Raw genomic sequence first — 19,686 nt, 5'->3', positions numbered from 1 at the left:
TTACGCGCCTCGAGTTGCAACTAGTGCTTCAGCAAGAGCTTTCTTGAAGCGAACAATCACTTCTTCACATTCAGCTTGGTTGATGATCAATGGGCAAAGTAAACGAATTACTGTACCGTTACGACCACCTTTTTCTAACAACAATTTGTTGTTGAAACATGCTGCTTGAATTGCTGCTGCCAATTGAGAATCACCTGGTAAAGAACCCATGTGATCTGCTTTTTGACGTTCATCAACGATTTCAACACCAATCATCAAACCACGGCCACGTACGTTACCGATACATGGGAATTCTACCGCTAATTTTTTAATTTCAGCTTGTAAGAAGTCGCCACGCTCTTGTGCGTTTTGAGCCAAGTTTTGTTCTTTGATGGTTTTGATAGTTGCAAGACCAGTACCCATAGCAAGTTGGTTACCACGGAATGTACCCGTGTGACCCGCTGGTTGCCATGCGTCAAACTTACGTTTAATGCCCAATACTGCAAGTGGTAAGCTACCACCTACCGCTTTAGACATTACAATGACGTCTGGCTCAATACCTGCATGTTCAAAGGCAAACATTTTACCTGAACGTGCAAAGCCCGCTTGTACTTCATCAAGAATCAACACGATGTTGTGCTTTTCAGTCACTTCGCGGATTTTCTTTAACCATTTTACAGGTGCAGTCACTACACCGCCTTCGCCTTGGATTGCTTCCAAGATTACAGCTGCAGGTTTCGTTACACCGCTTTCTACGTCTTCAATGAAGTTTTCGAAATAATACGTTAATGCGTCTACACCCGCTTCACCACCTATGCCTAATGGGCAACGGTATTCATGCGGATACGGCATAAATTGAACACCCGGCATTAAGCCGTTCACAGCATTTTTAGCAGACAAGTTACCTGTCATTGCTAAAGAACCGTGAGTCATACCATGGTAGCCACCTGAGAAGCTGATTACTGAACTACGACCAGTGTAAGTTTTTGCTAATTTAATTGCTGCTTCTGTACCATCTGCACCAGACGGGCCACAGAACTGTAGACAATACTCTTCTTTACCACCAGGTAATTGCTCAAGTAGTGCTTCAGTAAAAGCATCTTTTAAAGGCGTTGTTAAATCCAAAGTATGCAATGGGAGGCCACTTGCAAGTGTGTCTTGGATACTTTGAATTACCGCAGGATGATTATGGCCTAATGCCAATGTTCCTGCCCCAGCTAAACAATCGAGGTACTCTGTACCTTCAACATCAGTAACCCAACAACCTAAAGCTTTTGCTATCGCAAGTGGAAGTTTACGCGGATAGCTACGAACATTGGATTCCATCTGGCTTTGGCGAGTCAAATAGTATTCGTTAGTAGAATTAGTGGCAGGGTTTACAGAAGAAACGCTCATATCGAATTACCATCTCTGATATGGGTTAAAAGAAATAAGTCGGGTGACTTGCGGTCCTTTGACTCGGTGCTTTATGAGTTCCAGTTAGTTTTAAGAGCTCTCTATATAATGGCTAACTAGAGGGCGGATGATACAGACTTTTTCAAGAAAATAAATCACTTTTATGATCAAATAAAAAGATAATTTAGAGAAAAAACAGATCTATTCCATGGATATCTTGAATTATCATCTTACAGTGTGACAAAACAAAGAAAACCTTTTTATTTTATGCTTTTTTACAACTTATGAATGATTATTGTAATCATCAATTATTTAAACAACTAAGTACTGATTATTTAAATAAATAATTCATCAAGCACTACATTTATTTTTCTTGAAAGATTTACAATCCCACCACAGATTTTCCTTTAATCCATCACAATCCCCTTTTAAGATAACAGCATAAGCTAAATTAATCATTCTGAAAGAAGAATAGGTCATAACAATGCGTAAAATTATCTTATCCACTGTTTTATTAGCATCCGGTCTAGGTTTGGCAGCAGCAACTCAAGCAGCTGACCCACTCAATTACAACATCGTGAATATTCAGGCGGATGCTACTCGCCAAGTGTCGAACGACCAAATGTATGCCGTTTTATATATTGAAAAATCAAATAAACAGCCGGCTGAACTTGCTACCCAAATCAACCAATTGATGACCCAAGCGGTGAACACAGCCCGTAAATACCCTGCGGTAAAAATCGAAACGGGATCTCAAAGCACCTACCCGATTTATGACAATGACAGTCGTAAATTGAAAGAATGGCGTGGTCGTGCCGAAGTGCGTTTAGAAAGTACAGACTTTAAAGCAGCTAGCCAATTGGTGAGCGAGTTACAACAAAATTTCCAAACTCAATCCATCAGCTTTAGTGTGTCAGATGCACAGCGTAAAAAAGTTGAAAATGAACTGATGGTTGAAGTATCCAAAAACTTTCAACAACGTGCCCAAGCGCTCGCTCAGGCATGGAATAAATCAGGCTACAACTTAGTTAATATTAATTTAAATACCAGCAATTATGGTGGTCAGCCAGTTCCGCGTATGGCGATGATGAAAGCTGCAAGTGCCGATGCTATTCCTGAACAAGAAATGGCAGGTGGTGAATCTAAAATCACGGTCAGTGCAAATGGCTCTATCCAGTTCAAATAATTAAATTCATTTTAAAAAACCGTGCTTTAGTGCGGTTTTTTTGACTATAAATTACACCTATTCTTTATTTAAATTAAAAAGTCTATTAGCTTAATCATATTCATAGTTTTAAATGATAATCATCCTTATTTAAATTTATCACACTCAAGATTATGATACGCGCACTCTCTCCATTGCTCACACTTTTATGTATAGTTCAAGCAAAAAATCTCCAAAGCTTCAAAACTTCCCTTTATTACCGCTGAGTATTGCCGTAGGTATAAGCATGGTTGCCACTATGGCTTCTGCTGCTGAAAATACAGATACCGCGCAAGCTAATGTTTTACCGACCATCACCATTGAAACTCAAGGTAACTGGCTGGAAAACGCCAATGAAAAAAAGGTGCAAAAGCATGCCGGTGCGCGGACCATTATTGACCGTAAACGCTTAAACGAAAGCGCAGCAACATCTCTAAAAGATGCGTTACGCCAAGTTCCTGGTGTTCAGGTTCAAGAAAATAATGGTACTGGCGGTAGCGATGTTTCATTAAATATTGGCGTTCGTGGATTAACTTCTCGCCTCTCTCCACGTTCAACCGTGTTGATCGATGGCATACCGATGTCATTTGCACCTTATGGACAACCACAGCTTTCTATGGCACCGGTCTCTTTAGGAAATATAGAATCTGTTGATGTAGTCCGTGGAGCAGGTTCTGTCCGTTTTGGGCCACAAAATGTCGGCGGTATTATCAACTTTGCCACACGTAGCATTCCTGAAGACTTTAAAGGTACCATGGCATTAAACTCTGAATATGCGACAGGTACAGATCAGGTAAAATTAAGTCCTAGTCTGTTTGTTGGTGGAACATTAGATAATGGTTTAGGTCTTGCCTTGCTTTATTCAGGCACTAAAGGCAACGGTTATCGTGAAGCGAACAATAAAAATGACATTGATGATGTCATGTTAAAAACCGCTTATGACATCACTGATCAGGATAAAATCGCATTAAATTTCCATCACTACGATGGTACAGGTGAAATGCCTGAAGGTTTAAGTGCTGCTGAATTCGAAGCAAATCCGTATCAAACGTCGCATTATCGTGACTTTTTCACTGGCCGTCGTTCAGATGTATCCCTACGTTATACACATAAAGACGACACGAACAACTTTGAACTTTTAAGTTATTACATCGATTCATTCCGTACCAGCAACCTTGAATCTACTTTAGCCAATGGCAATCATCGCTTAGATACCTCACCACGTGATTATAAAGTCTTTGCCATTGAGCCACGTTATTCACGTAGCTATAGCTTAGGAAGTACGCTGAATGAAGTGACTGTCGGTTACCGTTATATGGACGAAGAGAGCACCGAGTTCGCAGGCCGTACTGAATACGCAGCAGATGCAGAACCTGGTCAGTTTATAGCACGTACCCGTAGTGCGGGTGGCACCAAAGCACACGCTGCTTATATCGATAACCGTATAGAACTGGGTAAATGGAATATTACACCCGGCGTTCGTTTTGAATCGATTGATACGCAAAACAGTTTTAGTGCCTATAAAAATGGCGTATTACAAAATACTGTTCATCCATCAATCCAATCAGATGAATTTTTGCCAAGTTTAGCTATCCTGTATAAAGCAACAGGCCATTGGAATTTCTTTGCCAATGCCAGTGTCTCTTTTGGTCCACAGCAATATAACCAATTAGCAACAACGCAAGGCACTACAGCGGTCACCACCTTAGATGGCTTACATCCTGAAAAATCTTATAACTATGAAATTGGTACCAAATATTTAGGCAATGGTTTGAGTGCTGAATTGACTGCGTTTTATCTAGATTTTGACAAAGAACTGATTTTAGAACGTGATGCTGCAAACAATGGCATTTGGACTGACCTCGGTGCTACAAGTCATAAAGGGATCGAAACCGGTTTTAGCTATGACTTTGGACATTTAGCTGAAAATCTCGAAGGCTTAAAAGCCTATGGTAATTACACCTATACCAAAGCGGTTGCTGAAGCAGGTAACTTTAAAGGTAAAGATTTGCCATTCTACTCACAAAATGTCGCAAACTTTGGCTTAGGCTATAAATATGATGCTTGGTCAATCAATGCCGACATGTATGCACAATCTAAACAACGTGCTCCAGGTAACCAAGATTCTGGCATCTACCAAACTGAAGAAACGGCAAATGGTAAATTGGGCGATATTCCAGGCTATTCAACTTTTGCTGTACGTACAGGCTATGACTTTGGCGGTTCGCTACAAGGGGTTAAAGTTGCTGCTGGTATTAAGAATGTCTTTGATAAACAGTATTTCACCCGTTCATCAGATGCAACAGGTGGTAAATATATCGGTCAACCACGTACTTTCTTCTTACAGACGTCGTTCGACTTTTAAACTGATCTAAATATAAAAATCCCACCAAGTGTGGGATTTTTATTGAAGAACACATATGGACATCCATATATTCATATGTAAAGATATATGCAAATCCATATATACAGATAAACATGGAACAGACTGAATTTTTCAAATTACTTGCAGATGAGACTCGTCTGAACATCATCATGCTGTTGGCATGTAAAGGTGAACTCTGCGTCTGCGAACTCACCGAGTCCCTTGAATTAAGCCAACCCAAAATTTCGCGCCATCTAGCGCTACTACGGTCATCTAGTGTTTTGAGTGATCAACGCAAAGGTCAATGGGTCTATTACTCCATTCACCCTGCACTGCCTACTTGGTGTACACAAATACTCGATGTCATGCGTCACCAAGAACGATTTAAAGACCTCGATTTAAACTCCCCGAAAGGCACTACCACATTGTGTGAAACGCTATGAATTTTTTATTTCTATGTACTGGCAATAGCTGCCGCAGCATTTTATCCGAAGTACTTTTTAACCAGCGTGCCCCTGAAGGTTTCCGTGCTTATAGCGCAGGCAGTAAGCCTTCAGGACAAGTCCACCCATTTACCTTAAAAACCCTACAAAACCTCAATCTACCGACTGAGGGTTTGTCGAGTAAAACCATCGCAGCATGTGAACAATATCAACCCGATGTGGTAATTACCGTCTGTGGTTCTGCCGCTCAAGAAGCTTGCCCAATTTACTTAGGCTCTGCCATCAAAGCCCACTGGGGCTTAGAAGATCCTTCCCATTTAGAGCTTGTAGATGAAATAAAACTTGCAGCATTTCTTGATACCGTGGCGCATATTAACCGCCGTTTAGATGCTTTATTTGCACTCGATTTTACGCAATTAAGTCGTGAAGAACTCAACCTAGAAATCCAAAAAATTTCAGAGATCCAATAATGGCTGCTGCAAAACTGTCATTTCTAGACCGCAATCTAACGCTATGGATTTTTATCGCAATGGGGCTAGGCATTGCGATTGGCGTCTATATTCCAAGTGCTTCAAGAGCTTTAAATCAACTCAATATCGGTGATGTCAATATTGCGATTGCCATTGGTTTAATCCTGATGATGTATCCGCCTTTGGCCAAAGTGGATTACAAAGCGCTGCCTGAAGTGTTTAAAGATAAACGTACCTTATACCTATCACTGGTTCAAAATTGGTTAATTGCGCCTTGCCTGATGTTTATTTTGGCGATCGTGTTTTTACAACACTACCCTGAATACATGACCGGTTTGATTCTGATTGGTTTAGCACGTTGTATTGCAATGGTTCTGGTTTGGAATGATCTCGCTTGTGGGGATAACCAATACGTTGCAGCTTTAGTGGCATTTAACAGTATTTTCCAAATTGCATTTTTCAGTACCTACGCATGGTTCTTTTTGAGTTTTTTACCGCCTTATTTTGGTATAGAAGCACAAGTGATCCAAGTCAGCTTTTGGACCATCACACATGCAGTATTGGTGTATCTAGGCATTCCCTTCCTGCTCGGTTTCCTGACGCGTGCCATATTGGTAAAACAAAAAGGTCTGGATTGGTATAAAAATCAATTTATACCCAAAATCAGCCCCATCAGTTTAATCGCATTACTCTTTACTATTGTGGTGATGTTTAGCCTCAAAGGTGCAGATGTCGTGAGCCTTCCGATGGATGTACTGCGTATTGCCATTCCCCTCACAATCTACTTTGTGGTGATGTTTTTCATTAGCTTTTTGATGAGCAAATGGATGGGCAATAACTACGCCAAAACCACTGCGATATCCTTTACCGCAGCAGGTAATAATTTTGAACTTGCCCTCGCTGTTGCCATCGCCACCTTTGGCATTGCATCTCCGATTGCATTTACCACGATTATTGGCCCATTGGTTGAAGTCCCTGTGCTGATTGCATTAGTGAGTGTATCGCTATGGTTAAAACGCAAATGGTATAAAGAGAACTAAAATGAAGCTCCCCAATATTCAACTAGATCTACTTGAAACACCGAGTTTTGAACATGTTCAAGCAAAAGCACTTGAACATCCGCCACGCATTCTGCTGCTATATGGCTCTAACCGTGAACGCTCATTTAGCCGTTTAACGGTATTGGAGGCGGGTCGAATCCTTGAACATTTTGGTGCAGAAGTCAAAATCTTTCATCCTAAAGGTCTTCCTCTGCCTGAAGATGCTGAAACCTCACATCCCAAAGTTCAGGAATTACATGAATTACTTGCATGGTCTGAAGGCATGGTTTGGTGTTCGCCAGAACGACATGGTGCGATGAGCTCTATATTGAAAGCACAAATTGATTGGATTCCTTTAGCGTCAGGTGCCATTCGTGCTACTCAAGGTAAAACGCTGGCGTTAATGCAAGTCAGTGGTGGTTCGCAATCTTTTAATGCTGTTAACCAAATGCGCATCCTTGGGCGTTGGATGCGGATGATCACGATTCCAAATCAATCTTCCGTTGCAAAAGCATTTTTAGAGTTTGATGAAAATGATCGCATGAAACCTTCCTCCTATTACACTCGCATTGTCGATGTTATGGAGGAATTATATAAATTTACCCTACTCACACGTGGTCAATCTGCCTACCTCACAGATCGCTATTCTGAACGAGTTGAAAGTGCGGAAGAACTCTCTAAACGAGTTAATCAAAAGAACCTTTAATGAAAAACTCCTGCATCTGTGCAGGAGTTTTGGTCTAAAATATCCATCCGTTTCAACTTAAACTAATAATTTATAAAATAATGTCGTTGAATCTATTGTACTTGTATGGCTCAATGCAAATTGCGGAATGATCCCAGCTTTTATAAAGTTAAATTTTTCATATAGCTTTTCAGAGACATCGCCTGTACGCGTATCAAGTACAAGTAATTTCAAGTTCTAATGTTTTGCTTGATCTTCTGCAAGTGTGAATAGTTGATGAGCAATGCCTTTTTGACGTGCCTTTGGATGCACCATAAGTTTTTCAATCTCAGTACGACGCAGCGCATTGGCTTTGGTGGCACGAACCAATTGTACTGTGCCCACAACTTCACCGCTTTGTAGCGCCGCCCACAAAAAGGTTTTATGCTTTTGAATATCCTTTGCCACAGCAGACCAATATTCATCATAGTGCGACTTAGATTCTTCTGCTAAAAAATCCAGTGATGCACCATCTTGCACACATTGGGCCAATAATTCACACAGTTGAGCCTGCTCATCTTTTAGATCTTGAAGGTTTAAATATTGAATTTCCTCATATTCTTCTCGTCTTATTACTATTTTTATCGTTATATTCAAATGGCATGCCATAAAAAATCCCGCTCGGAAGCAGGATTTTGATTTTCAATTTAGTAAATCGACATATGATTGCGATGGATCATTTCAAGTGATCGGGCTTCCCCTAAAACTTGATGAACTTTATCTGAGGCCAAACCTTTGACGATTTCTGCCGAACGTGAACTGAAGTTTACACGACCGACGGCAACACGATGACCTTGTGTATCGACACATTCCACCACATCACCACGTTCGAAATGCCCTTCAACCGCTTTCACACCGACAGGTAATAAACTGCGGTGATTATCACGAATGGCTTTGACTGCGCCATCATCAATTACTAAACGACCCGCTGTTTGTAAATGTGCAGCTAACCATTGTTGATGGGCTGTCACACGATCATTATCGGTAATAAATAATGTACCGAGTAATTCACCTGCCATTACACGTGACAGCACATTATCACTATCACCGCTCGCAATGACTGTTGGACAACCGGACTTGGCTGCCAAACGTGCCGCACGAACTTTGGTCAACATACCACCACGACCGAATTTACCGCCGCCGCCAGCCATATCGAATAATGATTCATCCATTGCACGTACTGTATGGAACAGTTTGGCATCTGGATTGGAACGAGGGTCTGAGTCAAACATGCCTTCTTGGTCAGTTAGAATCACCAAAAGGTCTGCATGAACCTGTCCAGCCACCATCGCAGCCAAAGTATCGTTATCGCCAAAGCGGATTTCGTCAGTCGACACTGTGTCATTTTCATTGATCACAGGAATCACACGCCAATCAATCAAATGCTGCAAGGCATCACAAGAGTTCAAATAGCGACGACGGTCTGCCAAGTCATCATGCGTTAACAAAACTTGTGCTGTGCGAATCGAACGTTGTTCTAATACGCTAGACCAAGTATGAATTAAGCCCATCTGACCAATGGCAGCACAAGCCTGTAGACTGGGTAGATCTGTGGGTCGGTTGTCCAAATTCATACGAACCATCCCTTCAGCCACAGCACCGGAAGACACAAGAATGATCTCGTGCCCTGCATTGTGTAGTTCTGCAATTTGTCCCGCCCAATGCGAGATTGCATCCAGATCTAACCCTTTTCCGTTTGCTGTGAGTAGTGATGATCCGATTTTAACAACGATACGTTTACAACCCTTGAGCTGACGTTGCCCATCTACCACTTCTATCATCTTGTCCTCAGACTTGTTTGCTTTGACACTTATTCAGCAATTAACGTACGTAGTACGATTCTGCCTCATCATCACCGTCTTCAAATTCATCATCAAAGTCTTCACCTTGACCTGCCAGACGTTGTTGACGACGCATTTCACGATATGCTTCTTTCGCAGCAAGCGTTTGCTCACGTGTTTCAGCTTCAAGCTGATCACGGAACGCTTTAACTTCTGCAGCATATTCAGGATCTTCAGTTTCGCGTTCGCGCTGTTCTTCAATTTGATCCATCAGGTAGTACACAACGTCTTTAGTACCTTCAAACGTTAAACCTGAAGTTTTGAATACAGGGCCTTTCCACTGCAACTCTTCGAGAATGTGATCACACCATTCATCACGCGTTTCAGCCGCCAATTGGTCTACTTTATTGAGTACCAATACAACAGGTAATTTTGAAAGTGTTGGGGAGAATTTTTTCAACTCTTCCAAAATTGCTTTTGCATTGTACGCAGGGTCAGAACCATCAATCGGTTGAACATCTACGATGTGTAATAAAATACGTGTACGTGCCAAGTGTTTCAGGAATCGAATACCTAGACCTGCACCTTCTGCAGCCCCTTCGATTAGACCCGGAATATCCGCCATTACAAATGAACGGTGACTATCGGCATCAACCACACCTAGGTTTGGCACCATAGTGGTAAATGGATAATCTGCAACTTTTGGTTTCGCTGCTGAAACTGCACGGATAAAGGTTGATTTACCCGCATTTGGCATACCCAACAAACCAACGTCTGCGAGTACTTTTAATTCAAGACGAATTTCACGATATTCGCCTTTTGAGCCGTGTGTACATTTACGTGGAGAACGGTTGGTTGAAGATTTGAAGTGAGTATTACCCAAACCACCTTCACCACCTGCTGCCACTAACACACGCTGACCGTCAGCCACTAAGTCGCCGATGATATCGCCAGATTCTGTATCTACAATTGTTGTGCCCACTGGAACGAGCAATACGGTATCTTCACCGCCACGGCCTGAGCAGTTCGCTCCACGACCATTTTTAGCACGTTCTGCACGGAATTTACGTGTATAACGATAATCTACTAGGGTACTTGTGTCGTTGTCGGCTTGAACGTATACGTTACCGCCACGACCACCATCACCACCATCTGGACCACCAAATGGTACGAATTTTTCACGGCGAAAACTGGCTACGCCATTGCCACCGTCGCCAGCCTCTACGGTAATGACTGCTTCATCAACAAAGCGCATGTTTGCCAATCCTCTAAAAACTTTAAAACCGCTTATTCTGCCATATTTTAAAGAATTTCTCGAACAATATTATTCAGCAATACTATAAATTTCATTCATCTTGGTGCTGATGCAAATTTTTAGGAAAATCCGCACCTCGCTCGAAAATCTTTAGCTCATCATCAAAATACCTTTGATAAATGGCAAACGAATTTCACTCCCCATTTCTGAAAGCTATTTACGTGCATTTTCCTTGGCTTCAATAATTTCAGGCAAGGTTCGTTCAACCCAACCAATCAGATGCATTAACTTTTCTGCAGCCTGCGAGCCCATTAAAGTCAGTTGATATTCAACTTTGGGTGGCACGACTGGATAGACTGTCCTTAAGATAAAACCATCTTGCTCGAGCATTTTCAGCGTTTGAGCCAGCATCTTTTCGCTTACCCCTTCGATACGCTGCTTAAGTTCACTAAAACGGTGTACCCCTTCAGTCAAACAACGTAAAACTAATACTGACCATTTATTGGTGAGATGTTCCAATATTTCTCGAGATGGACAATCTGTGGATAAAACTTGACCTAATAATTTACTTGTAGCGTATGTGTTCATTAAATCTTTCCTCAAAGTCACTAACTTACTTTTTGGTACGTACTTACATTTAGTAAGTTAACAGATTAAGATTCAACCATCAAGATCATTTATTCAACAATCAGAGGGTTTAAATATGAAAATCGCAATTACAGGTGCAACAGGTCAACTAGGCCAATTGGTCCTTCAATTTTTATTGAAAGAAACCGCGGCCGAAAACATCATCGCTTTAGTTCGCTCAACAGAAAAAGCAGCATCTCTACAAGCTCAAGGCATCGAACTTCGTCATTTTGACTATGATCAACCAGATACACTGGTTCCTGCACTACAAGGTGTCGATAAATTATTACTCATTTCTGCCAATGAAATTGGTCGGCGTACTCCACAACACAAAGCCGTAATTGATGCTGCAGTAGAAGCGAAAGTTCCATATCTTGCTTATACCAGCCTGTTACGTGCTGATACATCGCCATTGGGTTTATCTCAAGAACATCGTGAAACAGAAAGTCTGATTCAAGCTAGTGGTTTAACCTATACCTTCTTACGAAATAACTGGTATGTCGAAAACTATCTTGCTGCTGCAGGACATGTGGTGGAAACAGGTACCTTATTTGGTGCAGCAAAGGATGGGAAAATTAATGCAGCGACCCGTGCTAACTATGCTGAAGCTGCTGCAAAAGTACTTACAAGCTCTGGTCATGAAAATAAAACCTATGAACTTGCAAGCTCAGACAGTTTCACCTTGGCACAGCTTGCTGAAACCCTACAGCAAGTTTCAGGTCAAAATGTTCACTATCAAAATCTTACAGCAGAAGACTATACGCAAGGTCTATTACAAGCTGGCTTACCTGCTGGTCTTGTAGATGTTATCGTCGATGCCGATATCAATAGCATTGGCGGTGCAATGCAAAGTGATCGTAAGGACTTGGAACAGTTACTCGGTCACCCAACTACTTCTCTACGTAGTGCTGTTGAAGCTGCTTTAAAATAAGATTGAACCCACAAAAAAGCCCGAATTGATTCGGGCTTTTTTTGAGTTGAATCATGCTTATGGATGTACATTTTTTATCGGCAAATCCATATTCATATCTAAATTTGCCTTGGTATTACGCTCTGCGTTGTACATCGTGGCATTAAAGGTTGCGATTTTTCGCATGGTCATCGGGTCATTGAGTTTTAGCTGTGGTGCAAACTGATGTACCACATGCAAATCGACTTTTTCATTAAACTCAAAATACACAGGACCATTAAAATTAATTCGAATAGGAATGTTATAGGTTCTTTTCAAATGAAAAGGCACATCTAACTTGACAGGAATGTCCATTTTTAAGGGAAATTTCGGCACGAGTTTATTTTTAATCACCAAATCTGTGGTCGCCTCAAGCGGCATCGTCTGGTTAATTTGAATATTGGTGGAATAATCAATATCCACTGAGATCGGAACCTCTACACTAAACTGCAAATCTGCCAGATATTTTCCCTTTAAGGGTAGTTGCAGCTTCCGATCTAAAGCAATCTGCGTATCCAGAGTCCCAATAGACTGCGTTTGCAAATAATTACCAACGGAAATTTTGGTGGGTAGTGAATGCGACAATTGAATATCAGCATTTTTTGCACGTACTTGCATCGACGCATAAATATTTAAATACAACCAAAATAGTACCGCAACCAATAACGCAACTGCGATAAAACTCAAAATGATGCGCTTCGCCGATTGAAATATCCACATGGCTTACTCCTGAGCTTTCGCTTCAGTTTTGGCATGCTCTCTGTTGAGTCGCATTGTTTTTAGTGGAATTACCAATTCACCCTTTTTAATTTGAACCGGCAACGTATTTTGCACATCCACTGTCGCTTTTAATGCCGTCTTAATTGGAACATTTAAATTACCTTCAATAGGAATGTTGGTTTTTAAATTTGCATTTAGTGGAATATGTAGGTTTTCTTTCAGCACGGTTTTGACTGGCGCATCAAATTTTAAATGTACTTTTTGCTCCAAAGGCACATTCATATTTACTGGAATATCCAATTGTATCGGGATATCACCTTTGAGCGGCAAAGTCACATCCTGCCCCATGACTTTAACTTTCACTTTGGTATTCACAGGAAGGTTTTGATTCACTTTCAAAGTTTCACGTACTGGAATCGTGGTCTTGATTGGGACTTGATTATCAAAATACACCCGTGGCGTCAGCGTTTGAGTTAAGGGAATATTTAAATTTTCATGTATCGGAATTTCAGCATTCACCCGCCCTGTCACGTCCACATCCAAGGCATCATGAATTTTGACTTCGGCTTGTAACGGCTCTTGCAGGTCAATATTGACGTTCTGATTTTCTAGCGGGATATAAATATTAAAGTGCTTAAACACCCAAATGGCGATAAGTACACCACAGAGCGCAGCAAACACAATAAATGCCAATCCACTGAGCATGTGCTTTGCTTGCAAACTAAATTCCTTTTGCTTTTTATTTTTTACAGTCTCATTTTGAACACATTATACAAACCAGTTTGCAATTTTTTGTATTTAATTCTTTAATAATTTCATTAACTTAAAACTTGAACATTTTAGTCAGCTTTTCATTATAAATGACTCACACTCATCTAACAGTGGCAGAAAAAACAAGAACTTTTGATGTTTTTGATCAATCCATTCGTCATCTATGCCTTAAGTTTTTACCCCATACTCTTTAGATAAAAAAAGAGCCTCAAATGAGGCCCTTTTTTTACAGCGTGAACTAATTAAGCATTAGTTTCAGCAGGAACTTTTGGATAGCTTACGCCGCCCATTTGCTCAGCAATACGCAATACTTGGCAGCTATAACCCACTTCGTTATCGTACCAAACATAAGCAGTTAAACGGTTACCAGAAGCGATTGTCGCTTGAGCGTCAAACACACCAGCAGTACGTGAACCGATAAAGTCAGACGATACAACTTCAGTTGAGTTTGTATAACCGATTTGACCTTGAAGGTTAGAGTTGATTGAAATTTGGCGAATGTATTCATTCACTTCTTCACGGTCAACATCTTGACCCAAAGTAAGGTTCAAAATTGCAAGCGATACGTTTGGAGTAGGTACACGTACTGAGTTACCAGTCAATTTACCTTGAAGAGCAGGAAGCGCTTTAGCAACTGCTTTAGCAGCACCTGTTTCAGTAATAACCATGTTCAATGTTGCAGCACGGCCACGACGGTCAGCTTTATGGTAGTTGTCGATTAAGTTCTGGTCATTCGTGAACGAGTGAACTGTTTCAACGTGACCATTGATCACTGTGTACTTGTCATTTAACACTTTAAGTGTTGGTGTGATCGCGTTTGTTGTACAGCTTGCAGCAGAGATGATTGTATCTTCATCAAGGATGTCAGCTTGGTTCACACCGTATACAACGTTCTTCATGTCACCTTTACCAGGTGCAGTTAGAATTACACGTGCAGCGCCAGCGCATTTAAGGTGCTGTGCAAGACCTTCAGAATCACGCCATTTACCTGTATTATCGATTACAAGTGCATTGTTAATACCGTAAGCAGTGTAATCAACTTCGGATGGGTTAGACGCATAGATCACTTTGATGAAGTTACCGTTAGCAATGATTGCTTCGTTTTCTTCATCAACAGAAATCGTACCTGCGAATGGACCATGAATAGAGTCACGACGTAACAAAGACGCACGTTTTTCTAAGTCACCGTCAGATGATTTACGAACAACGATTGCTTTAAGGTTAAGGCCACGACCTAGACCAGATTGGCTGATCATCAAACGTGCAAGGATACGACCGATACGACCGAAACCGTAAAGTACAACATCACGGTTTTCAACGTTAGTTGCATTGCCTTCAAGTGATTTCACAGCGTCAGCAACGAATGCGTCAACATCACCGCCTTTTTCTTTGAACTCAACAGCAAGTTTGCCAAGATCAATTTCAGCAGTACCGATGTTTTCGATTTTCGCCAAAGCTTCAAGAATTGGGAAAGTGTTCACAACTGAAAGTTCAACGTCAAGTACGCGAGTACGACGATGCGCTTTAAGAATTTGGATAACCGAACGGTTAATTAAAGAACGACCGTATACTGTAGCTACGATGTTTTTTTCACGATATAACTGACCCACTAGGGCAATCATACGTTCCGCGATTTCTTCACGGTTTTTCCAGCGACCTTGGTGCTCTGCATGTAGGGCAACGATAGTGTCTTTGCTCACAGATACGTCCTCTAATTAATTGTAAATCTAAGCATAAATTTCAAAACCCCACAATTGTAATGGAAAACTGAAAATTAATGAATCTAAAAGCAGATTTCGACAAGGTTATTTTGTTATATATTCACTATAAGTTTTCAAAATAATCATGATTAGTATTATGATTTTATAGCCGAAAGTTGAAAAACCGGCTTTTTCGCAGATTTTTGTCACAAAATTTCAAATGTAGTTTTATCAACCAGATCTCAGCAGATTTAGCTCAAAGATGAACGAATATTTATATTTTTCAAATTGTGCTGTTTTTTTATTTTGCTCAATTTATAGTATTTTTACTGATGCTAAGCTCGTAATAATAATTTCACATTTTTAAATGATTTTTAAGAATATTCGACGGAGTCTTACACCTGAGGTTTGAATAAAGGGTTTAGCCTTCAGCTGGAGGTACTCTTATGAAACGTTGTATCTCATTTGGCAAAATGAGAAGCGAAGCTTCGCAAGGAAACCATCTTGCGGAGCAATGCTCCTCACCGCAAAACTCGTTCACTACCGTCAATTTATTCAAAGTATCGCAAAAACATTTTTTATTAGTAGTAACCTTGTCTTAGACAATTGCGGATAACATTACCGCGTATCGTTCTTTTATTTGGATCAAATTACGCCTCTAATGTTACTGCCTAACATTAGTTTTAAAGTCAGATCAATATTTAAAATTCTGTTAATTTTTCAGATTCTCAGCAAACTTTTCCAAATTAAAATCAAAGAAATTTACACTCAGCTCTAATATTTTCGGTAGTGCATTTAAACCATTCTCTCCAGTACTAATCGCAAAATATCTCCGATCACTAAAAGACTGCACCTTTAAGGCATTTTCACATGGCTCAAAATCGAGATTGACGAGCTGTGACGCATGTTCCTTTAGCAACATTAAAACCTGCATATAAGTCTGGCGCTTTTTTTGCTGTTGCGCTTTTAAAGTATCTGCTTCAAGGCTTTCATACTCCCCTGTTTTCGTCATGCGTTTGGAAAATCCAACATGCGCGCCATGGGCACCCGTATTTTCTACAATTACGTCTTTAGCAAAGATCTTCTGTTGATCCTCGTTCGGCTGCAAGAGCGCTTTCAACGCCGTATGAATTTGTTGTGACTGCTGATGATGTAACTCCCAATCATCTTCGTTTTGAACATGAAAAATGTGCGTACGCCGTTTCAACAAAAGCACCTGCCAAGCCTGTAGTTGAAGTCGCAGTTGCTTCAACTCCAAACTTGCCTCAAACTTAGGGCAACTACTCAAGACGTTTAGACTCGTGATGAGCTTCTGAGATATTTGCATGCTATGGAAAAAGACAAAATCATGCTGTATCTGCTCACTCAGTTGATATTGAACAGTCTGATGTAATGGCTTCAAGATCAATGCATTGAACTGCTGCTCAAAAGCAGGTAAAACCGTCGCTAATTGAGTAGCATCCTCTACATGCAGCATTAAAAGTAGATGCTTATCTACCCGTGTATGTAGTTGCTGTATTAAATTTTGTAGATCTAAATGTATAAAACCTGCAATGGATGCCAACTTTGAGACTCGAAATTTTAATTGTTCGATCTGCTGATTCTCTAAAGCAGTAGTTAAATCTATGGCCACCCCATCAAAAACGTCGTCTGCTAAGGCCTCATTGTACTTTGTCGATAAAAACCGAGTTGCTGAATACTGCGTCGTCCAATCTAAATCAGGCGACAAAATATAAATAAACTCAGATGTTTGTACAATTTGTAAATATCGCGTTTTTTGTTCACGCTTTAAATAATATTTAAAAATCGGATGTTGCCAAACCTCAGATGATTTCGGGATAGTGGCATCAAAAACTTGCCCCAATAGATGTGACTTTAAGAAAATTTCGATCAAGAAAATTTTGACTTGCAGAGCAGTGAGTTGACGTGAATCACTCGGCGCAATCAAATCCATTTCACGAATGATTTGTGCGGCATTTAAAATGAAATGCTGATGTAATACATTTTTTTCATACTGTAATTCAAAATCTTGTTCGGCATCTATTTTATTGATATAGGATAGGTTTTCTTCTAATTTTTGCGCAATTTGAATACTCATTGTCAATGTTCGAAGTTCTTCAAGCTGTGTTGCCAAATACTGTGCATGCTCACGCATGACATCATATTTTAGTACTTTCATCAGCATGCCCAAATTTATCGGCACATCAAGTTGATAAGACTGTGAAGAAGACTCAAAACGAATTCCCTTTTGTAATAACACCTGCTGTATCTGTGCTAAATTGGATTGATCAAGATCAGTGCACACTTCAGACACGATACTCTGCCAATGCTGATCCAGCACGGGTTGTAGCTGTAAAAGTTTTGCGCTTAGATGAAATGGGACAACCACTGACTGCTTCCTGTATCTTGGTTCTTTAATCAATCTTTTATCGATTTCAGTTTATTTTTATCTAAAATAAATATTTTTGTACACCATCATTCAATGCTATTCTTCCTAAACAATAAATTGAATCATGGCGTGTTTTAGTTTTCTAAGTTTAAGATTTTATTAAAAAACAGCAAGCATTAATTTTAAACTGATCAATTTACCGTACCAATATTTTGAGTCTAAGAATCGATTCGATCATTTAACGCTTTTACATTTTTAGCTAACGCACGTTCATTTTGCTTTTGTTTAAACAGATGCAAAACACCTTCTATCACCAATAACAATACCGCACCCCAAATTGGAATATAGGTCAGCCATTCTTCGGCTTCTACTCGCTCTCCCAATGCGATCGATGCAAATGCTAACAACACAGGTTCTAAATAACTCAACAAACCAAAAATCACAAATGGCAGATAACGACTCGCCAACATATAGCTACCTAAGCCAAGCGCACTCAGAAAACCCAGTCCTAAAACCGCCAAAATCAGATACGGGAATAACGACATCAGCGCTAAACTATCGCCATGAATAAATCCTAAATAAAAGGCTACAGGCAAAATTAAGCAAAGATCCCACCAAAAACCACCCAAATGATCGGTTTTAAAGGTACGACGTAAAAAGAAATAAATCGGGTAAGCCACAGCGACATAAACAGTTTCCCACGCGATACTACCAATACGCCAAATTTCGTGGCCAACACCTAAAATTGCCAGTGCCACGGCAGCCATCTGCCATTTAGACAACTTTTCTTTATACAGTACACATCCAACCAGAACCATCACTAAGGGCAATAGAAAATACCCTAAAGATACTTCTAGCCCTCGGCCATTAATTGGTCCCCACAAAAACAACCAAAGCTGTGTAGTACATAAAAATGAACTAATGATTAACCAAATGAGAAAGATCGGTTGCTTGACCACACGCCAAAAAATTTCACTGACTTTGTTTAAATCTTTCATCCACCACATAAATAAGGTTAAAAATGGCAAGGTCGCCAACATGCGCCATGCAAAAGTTTGCTCGCTATCTAGAGGTTTTAAAAAGATGGTAAAGAAATACAAAATACCGAAAGTGACCGATGCCAATACAGACAATGCAACGCCTTTATACATCTTTCACTCCAGTCCAAATGACTACATAATCTTGATATTTTGCTTGATGAATCAAGCTTTTCATCTGGACATTCTAGCAAATAAAAAACCATGCACAGGCATGGTTTTTTAGCATTTGTTCAAATATTTAGGTTTTAGGTTTCACTGTCTGCTTGGTATGAATAATATCTGATAAGTCATAACCAACAGATTGCGCATAATTTAAATATTCCTGAATCACTTCCTGATCTGGATGAGCCGAACGAGAAAGAACCCACATATATTTACGACGTGGCTCACCCACCAAAACTGTTTGATAGTCTTCATCGGCTTTGAGTACCCAATAATCACCACGCCCCACAGGCAACCAACGAATGGCTTCTGGTAAGAAACTAACTTTTAATTTCGTGTTAAACGGTGCATTTTGTACAAATGCCTCGCCTATTGATTGCTTCTTGGTACCATCTTTAGATACACAGCGATTATTTACATTAATGTTGCCATTTTCATTTAGCGTGTAAACCGCAGTCACATCACGGTCACAGCTTTTTTGAAAAACCATAGGCTTACGAGCTACTTCATACCACATACCTAAATAACGATCGAGCTCAACTTTTTCCACAGTCTGTAATGGTTTCGTCTGTGCATAGGCCATTGTAGCTGCACCTAAACCAATTAAGACTACAGCACCTAATGCAATTTTTGCGAGCCTAAAACCAGCTTTCGGAATATTCGTTGTCATTT

At 40.3% G+C, this 19,686-nt stretch carries 18 protein-coding genes; 7 read left to right on the top strand and 11 right to left on the bottom strand.

Annotated elements, in window-relative coordinates; all coding sequences use genetic code 11:
- Window positions 1–1,374 (bottom strand): diaminobutyrate--2-oxoglutarate transaminase, encoded by a 1,374-nt coding sequence (locus FTU22_RS06005; protein ID WP_180035339.1) that lies wholly within the window; start codon window positions 1,372–1,374, stop codon window positions 1–3.
- 484 nt (window positions 1,375–1,858) lie between these two features.
- On the opposite strand from FTU22_RS06005, the gene FTU22_RS06000 reads away from it, so the two are divergent.
- From FTU22_RS06000 to arsH, 6 genes are all read left to right on the top strand, one after another.
- Window positions 1,859–2,560 (top strand): SIMPL domain-containing protein, encoded by a 702-nt coding sequence (locus FTU22_RS06000; RefSeq protein ID WP_180093489.1) that lies wholly within the window; start codon window positions 1,859–1,861, stop codon window positions 2,558–2,560.
- A 187-nt stretch (window positions 2,561–2,747) separates the two neighbouring features.
- Window positions 2,748–4,943 (top strand): TonB-dependent siderophore receptor, encoded by a 2,196-nt coding sequence (locus FTU22_RS05995; protein WP_180093487.1) that lies wholly within the window; start codon window positions 2,748–2,750, stop codon window positions 4,941–4,943.
- A gap of 113 nt (window positions 4,944–5,056) precedes the next feature.
- Complete coding sequence (locus FTU22_RS05990; protein WP_180093485.1) at window positions 5,057–5,386, top strand: metalloregulator ArsR/SmtB family transcription factor; 330 nt, start codon at window positions 5,057–5,059, stop codon at window positions 5,384–5,386.
- On the top strand, window positions 5,383–5,856 hold the full coding sequence (locus FTU22_RS05985) for an arsenate reductase ArsC (RefSeq protein ID WP_180093483.1): 474 nt from the start codon (window positions 5,383–5,385) through the stop codon (window positions 5,854–5,856). The genes FTU22_RS05990 and FTU22_RS05985 overlap by 4 nt, the downstream gene beginning before the upstream one ends.
- Entirely contained in the window at window positions 5,856–6,896 is a 1,041-nt protein-coding gene (arsB, locus tag FTU22_RS05980) for an ACR3 family arsenite efflux transporter (RefSeq protein ID WP_180093481.1), read from the top strand. The genes FTU22_RS05985 and arsB overlap by 1 nt, the downstream gene beginning before the upstream one ends.
- A gap of 1 nt (window position 6,897) precedes the next feature.
- Window positions 6,898–7,602: an arsenical resistance protein ArsH gene (gene arsH / locus FTU22_RS05975; RefSeq protein ID WP_180093479.1), complete on the top strand. Its 705-nt coding sequence runs from the start codon at window positions 6,898–6,900 to the stop codon at window positions 7,600–7,602.
- A 216-nt stretch (window positions 7,603–7,818) separates the two neighbouring features.
- On the opposite strand, the gene FTU22_RS05970 is transcribed toward arsH, so the two are convergent.
- From FTU22_RS05970 to FTU22_RS05955, 4 genes are all read right to left on the bottom strand, one after another.
- Complete coding sequence (locus FTU22_RS05970; protein ID WP_180093477.1) at window positions 7,819–8,217, bottom strand: GNAT family N-acetyltransferase; 399 nt, start codon at window positions 8,215–8,217, stop codon at window positions 7,819–7,821.
- Between the two features lie 50 nt (window positions 8,218–8,267).
- Window positions 8,268–9,401, bottom strand: a complete 1,134-nt coding sequence (proB, locus tag FTU22_RS05965; protein ID WP_078190202.1) for a glutamate 5-kinase — start codon at window positions 9,399–9,401, stop codon at window positions 8,268–8,270.
- 40 nt (window positions 9,402–9,441) lie between these two features.
- Complete coding sequence (gene cgtA, locus FTU22_RS05960; RefSeq protein ID WP_078190204.1) at window positions 9,442–10,656, bottom strand: Obg family GTPase CgtA; 1,215 nt, start codon at window positions 10,654–10,656, stop codon at window positions 9,442–9,444.
- A gap of 213 nt (window positions 10,657–10,869) precedes the next feature.
- Window positions 10,870–11,244 carry a helix-turn-helix domain-containing protein gene (locus FTU22_RS05955; protein WP_078191873.1) on the bottom strand — a complete coding sequence of 125 codons (375 nt, stop codon included), beginning with the start codon at window positions 11,242–11,244 and terminating at the stop codon, window positions 10,870–10,872.
- Between the two features lie 115 nt (window positions 11,245–11,359).
- Between FTU22_RS05955 and FTU22_RS05950 the strand changes: the two genes are divergently transcribed.
- Complete coding sequence (locus FTU22_RS05950; RefSeq protein ID WP_078191874.1) at window positions 11,360–12,214, top strand: SDR family oxidoreductase; 855 nt, start codon at window positions 11,360–11,362, stop codon at window positions 12,212–12,214.
- 57 nt (window positions 12,215–12,271) lie between these two features.
- On the opposite strand, the gene FTU22_RS05945 is transcribed toward FTU22_RS05950, so the two are convergent.
- The 6 genes from FTU22_RS05945 to FTU22_RS05920 form a co-directional block, all read right to left on the bottom strand.
- Complete coding sequence (locus tag FTU22_RS05945) at window positions 12,272–12,952, bottom strand: hypothetical protein (RefSeq protein WP_078190209.1); 681 nt, start codon at window positions 12,950–12,952, stop codon at window positions 12,272–12,274.
- Window positions 12,953–12,955: 3 nt separating this feature from the next.
- Window positions 12,956–13,657, bottom strand: coding sequence for an MFS transporter (locus tag FTU22_RS05940; protein WP_143221649.1), 702 nt, complete (start codon window positions 13,655–13,657; stop codon window positions 12,956–12,958).
- Between the two features lie 308 nt (window positions 13,658–13,965).
- Entirely contained in the window at window positions 13,966–15,423 is a 1,458-nt protein-coding gene (locus FTU22_RS05935) for a glyceraldehyde-3-phosphate dehydrogenase (protein WP_111885541.1), read from the bottom strand.
- A 712-nt stretch (window positions 15,424–16,135) separates the two neighbouring features.
- Window positions 16,136–17,812: a hypothetical protein gene (locus FTU22_RS05930; protein WP_180093475.1), complete on the bottom strand. Its 1,677-nt coding sequence runs from the start codon at window positions 17,810–17,812 to the stop codon at window positions 16,136–16,138.
- 218 nt (window positions 17,813–18,030) lie between these two features.
- Window positions 18,031–18,963, bottom strand: a complete 933-nt coding sequence (gene rarD / locus FTU22_RS05925) for an EamA family transporter RarD (RefSeq protein ID WP_180093474.1) — start codon at window positions 18,961–18,963, stop codon at window positions 18,031–18,033.
- Between the two features lie 127 nt (window positions 18,964–19,090).
- Window positions 19,091–19,684 carry a lipocalin family protein gene (locus tag FTU22_RS05920; RefSeq protein ID WP_180093473.1) on the bottom strand — a complete coding sequence of 198 codons (594 nt, stop codon included), beginning with the start codon at window positions 19,682–19,684 and terminating at the stop codon, window positions 19,091–19,093.
- Window positions 19,685–19,686 lie beyond the last annotated feature (2 nt).

It is taken from the genome of Acinetobacter sp. YH12076 (genome assembly GCF_013419525.1).
GTDB lineage: Bacteria > Pseudomonadota > Gammaproteobacteria > Pseudomonadales > Moraxellaceae > Acinetobacter > Acinetobacter amyesii.
Note: the sequence above shows the minus strand (reverse complement) of the source record. Positions and strands in the feature narration are given on the sequence as shown.

What these genes read in the sequence shown, in the direction of transcription:
- FTU22_RS05990 (WP_180093485.1), top strand. Translation starts at nt 5,057, where the DNA reads ATGGAACAGACTGAATTTTTCAAATTACTTGCAGATGAGACTCGTCTG.
- FTU22_RS05940 (WP_143221649.1), bottom strand. Translation starts at nt 13,657, where the DNA reads ATGCTCAGTGGATTGGCATTTATTGTGTTTGCTGCGCTCTGTGGTGTA.
- FTU22_RS05950 (WP_078191874.1), top strand. Translation starts at nt 11,360, where the DNA reads ATGAAAATCGCAATTACAGGTGCAACAGGTCAACTAGGCCAATTGGTC.
- FTU22_RS05995 (WP_180093487.1), top strand. Translation starts at nt 2,748, where the DNA reads ATGTATAGTTCAAGCAAAAAATCTCCAAAGCTTCAAAACTTCCCTTTA.
- FTU22_RS05985 (WP_180093483.1), top strand. Translation starts at nt 5,383, where the DNA reads ATGAATTTTTTATTTCTATGTACTGGCAATAGCTGCCGCAGCATTTTA.
- FTU22_RS05955 (WP_078191873.1), bottom strand. Translation starts at nt 11,244, where the DNA reads ATGAACACATACGCTACAAGTAAATTATTAGGTCAAGTTTTATCCACA.
- FTU22_RS06005 (WP_180035339.1), bottom strand. Translation starts at nt 1,374, where the DNA reads ATGAGCGTTTCTTCTGTAAACCCTGCCACTAATTCTACTAACGAATAC.
- arsH (WP_180093479.1), top strand. Translation starts at nt 6,898, where the DNA reads ATGAAGCTCCCCAATATTCAACTAGATCTACTTGAAACACCGAGTTTT.
- FTU22_RS05945 (WP_078190209.1), bottom strand. Translation starts at nt 12,952, where the DNA reads ATGTGGATATTTCAATCGGCGAAGCGCATCATTTTGAGTTTTATCGCA.
- arsB (WP_180093481.1), top strand. Translation starts at nt 5,856, where the DNA reads ATGGCTGCTGCAAAACTGTCATTTCTAGACCGCAATCTAACGCTATGG.
- FTU22_RS06000 (WP_180093489.1), top strand. Translation starts at nt 1,859, where the DNA reads ATGCGTAAAATTATCTTATCCACTGTTTTATTAGCATCCGGTCTAGGT.
- proB (WP_078190202.1), bottom strand. Translation starts at nt 9,401, where the DNA reads ATGATAGAAGTGGTAGATGGGCAACGTCAGCTCAAGGGTTGTAAACGT.
- cgtA (WP_078190204.1), bottom strand. Translation starts at nt 10,656, where the DNA reads ATGCGCTTTGTTGATGAAGCAGTCATTACCGTAGAGGCTGGCGACGGT.
- FTU22_RS05920 (WP_180093473.1), bottom strand. Translation starts at nt 19,684, where the DNA reads ATGACAACGAATATTCCGAAAGCTGGTTTTAGGCTCGCAAAAATTGCA.
- rarD (WP_180093474.1), bottom strand. Translation starts at nt 18,963, where the DNA reads ATGTATAAAGGCGTTGCATTGTCTGTATTGGCATCGGTCACTTTCGGT.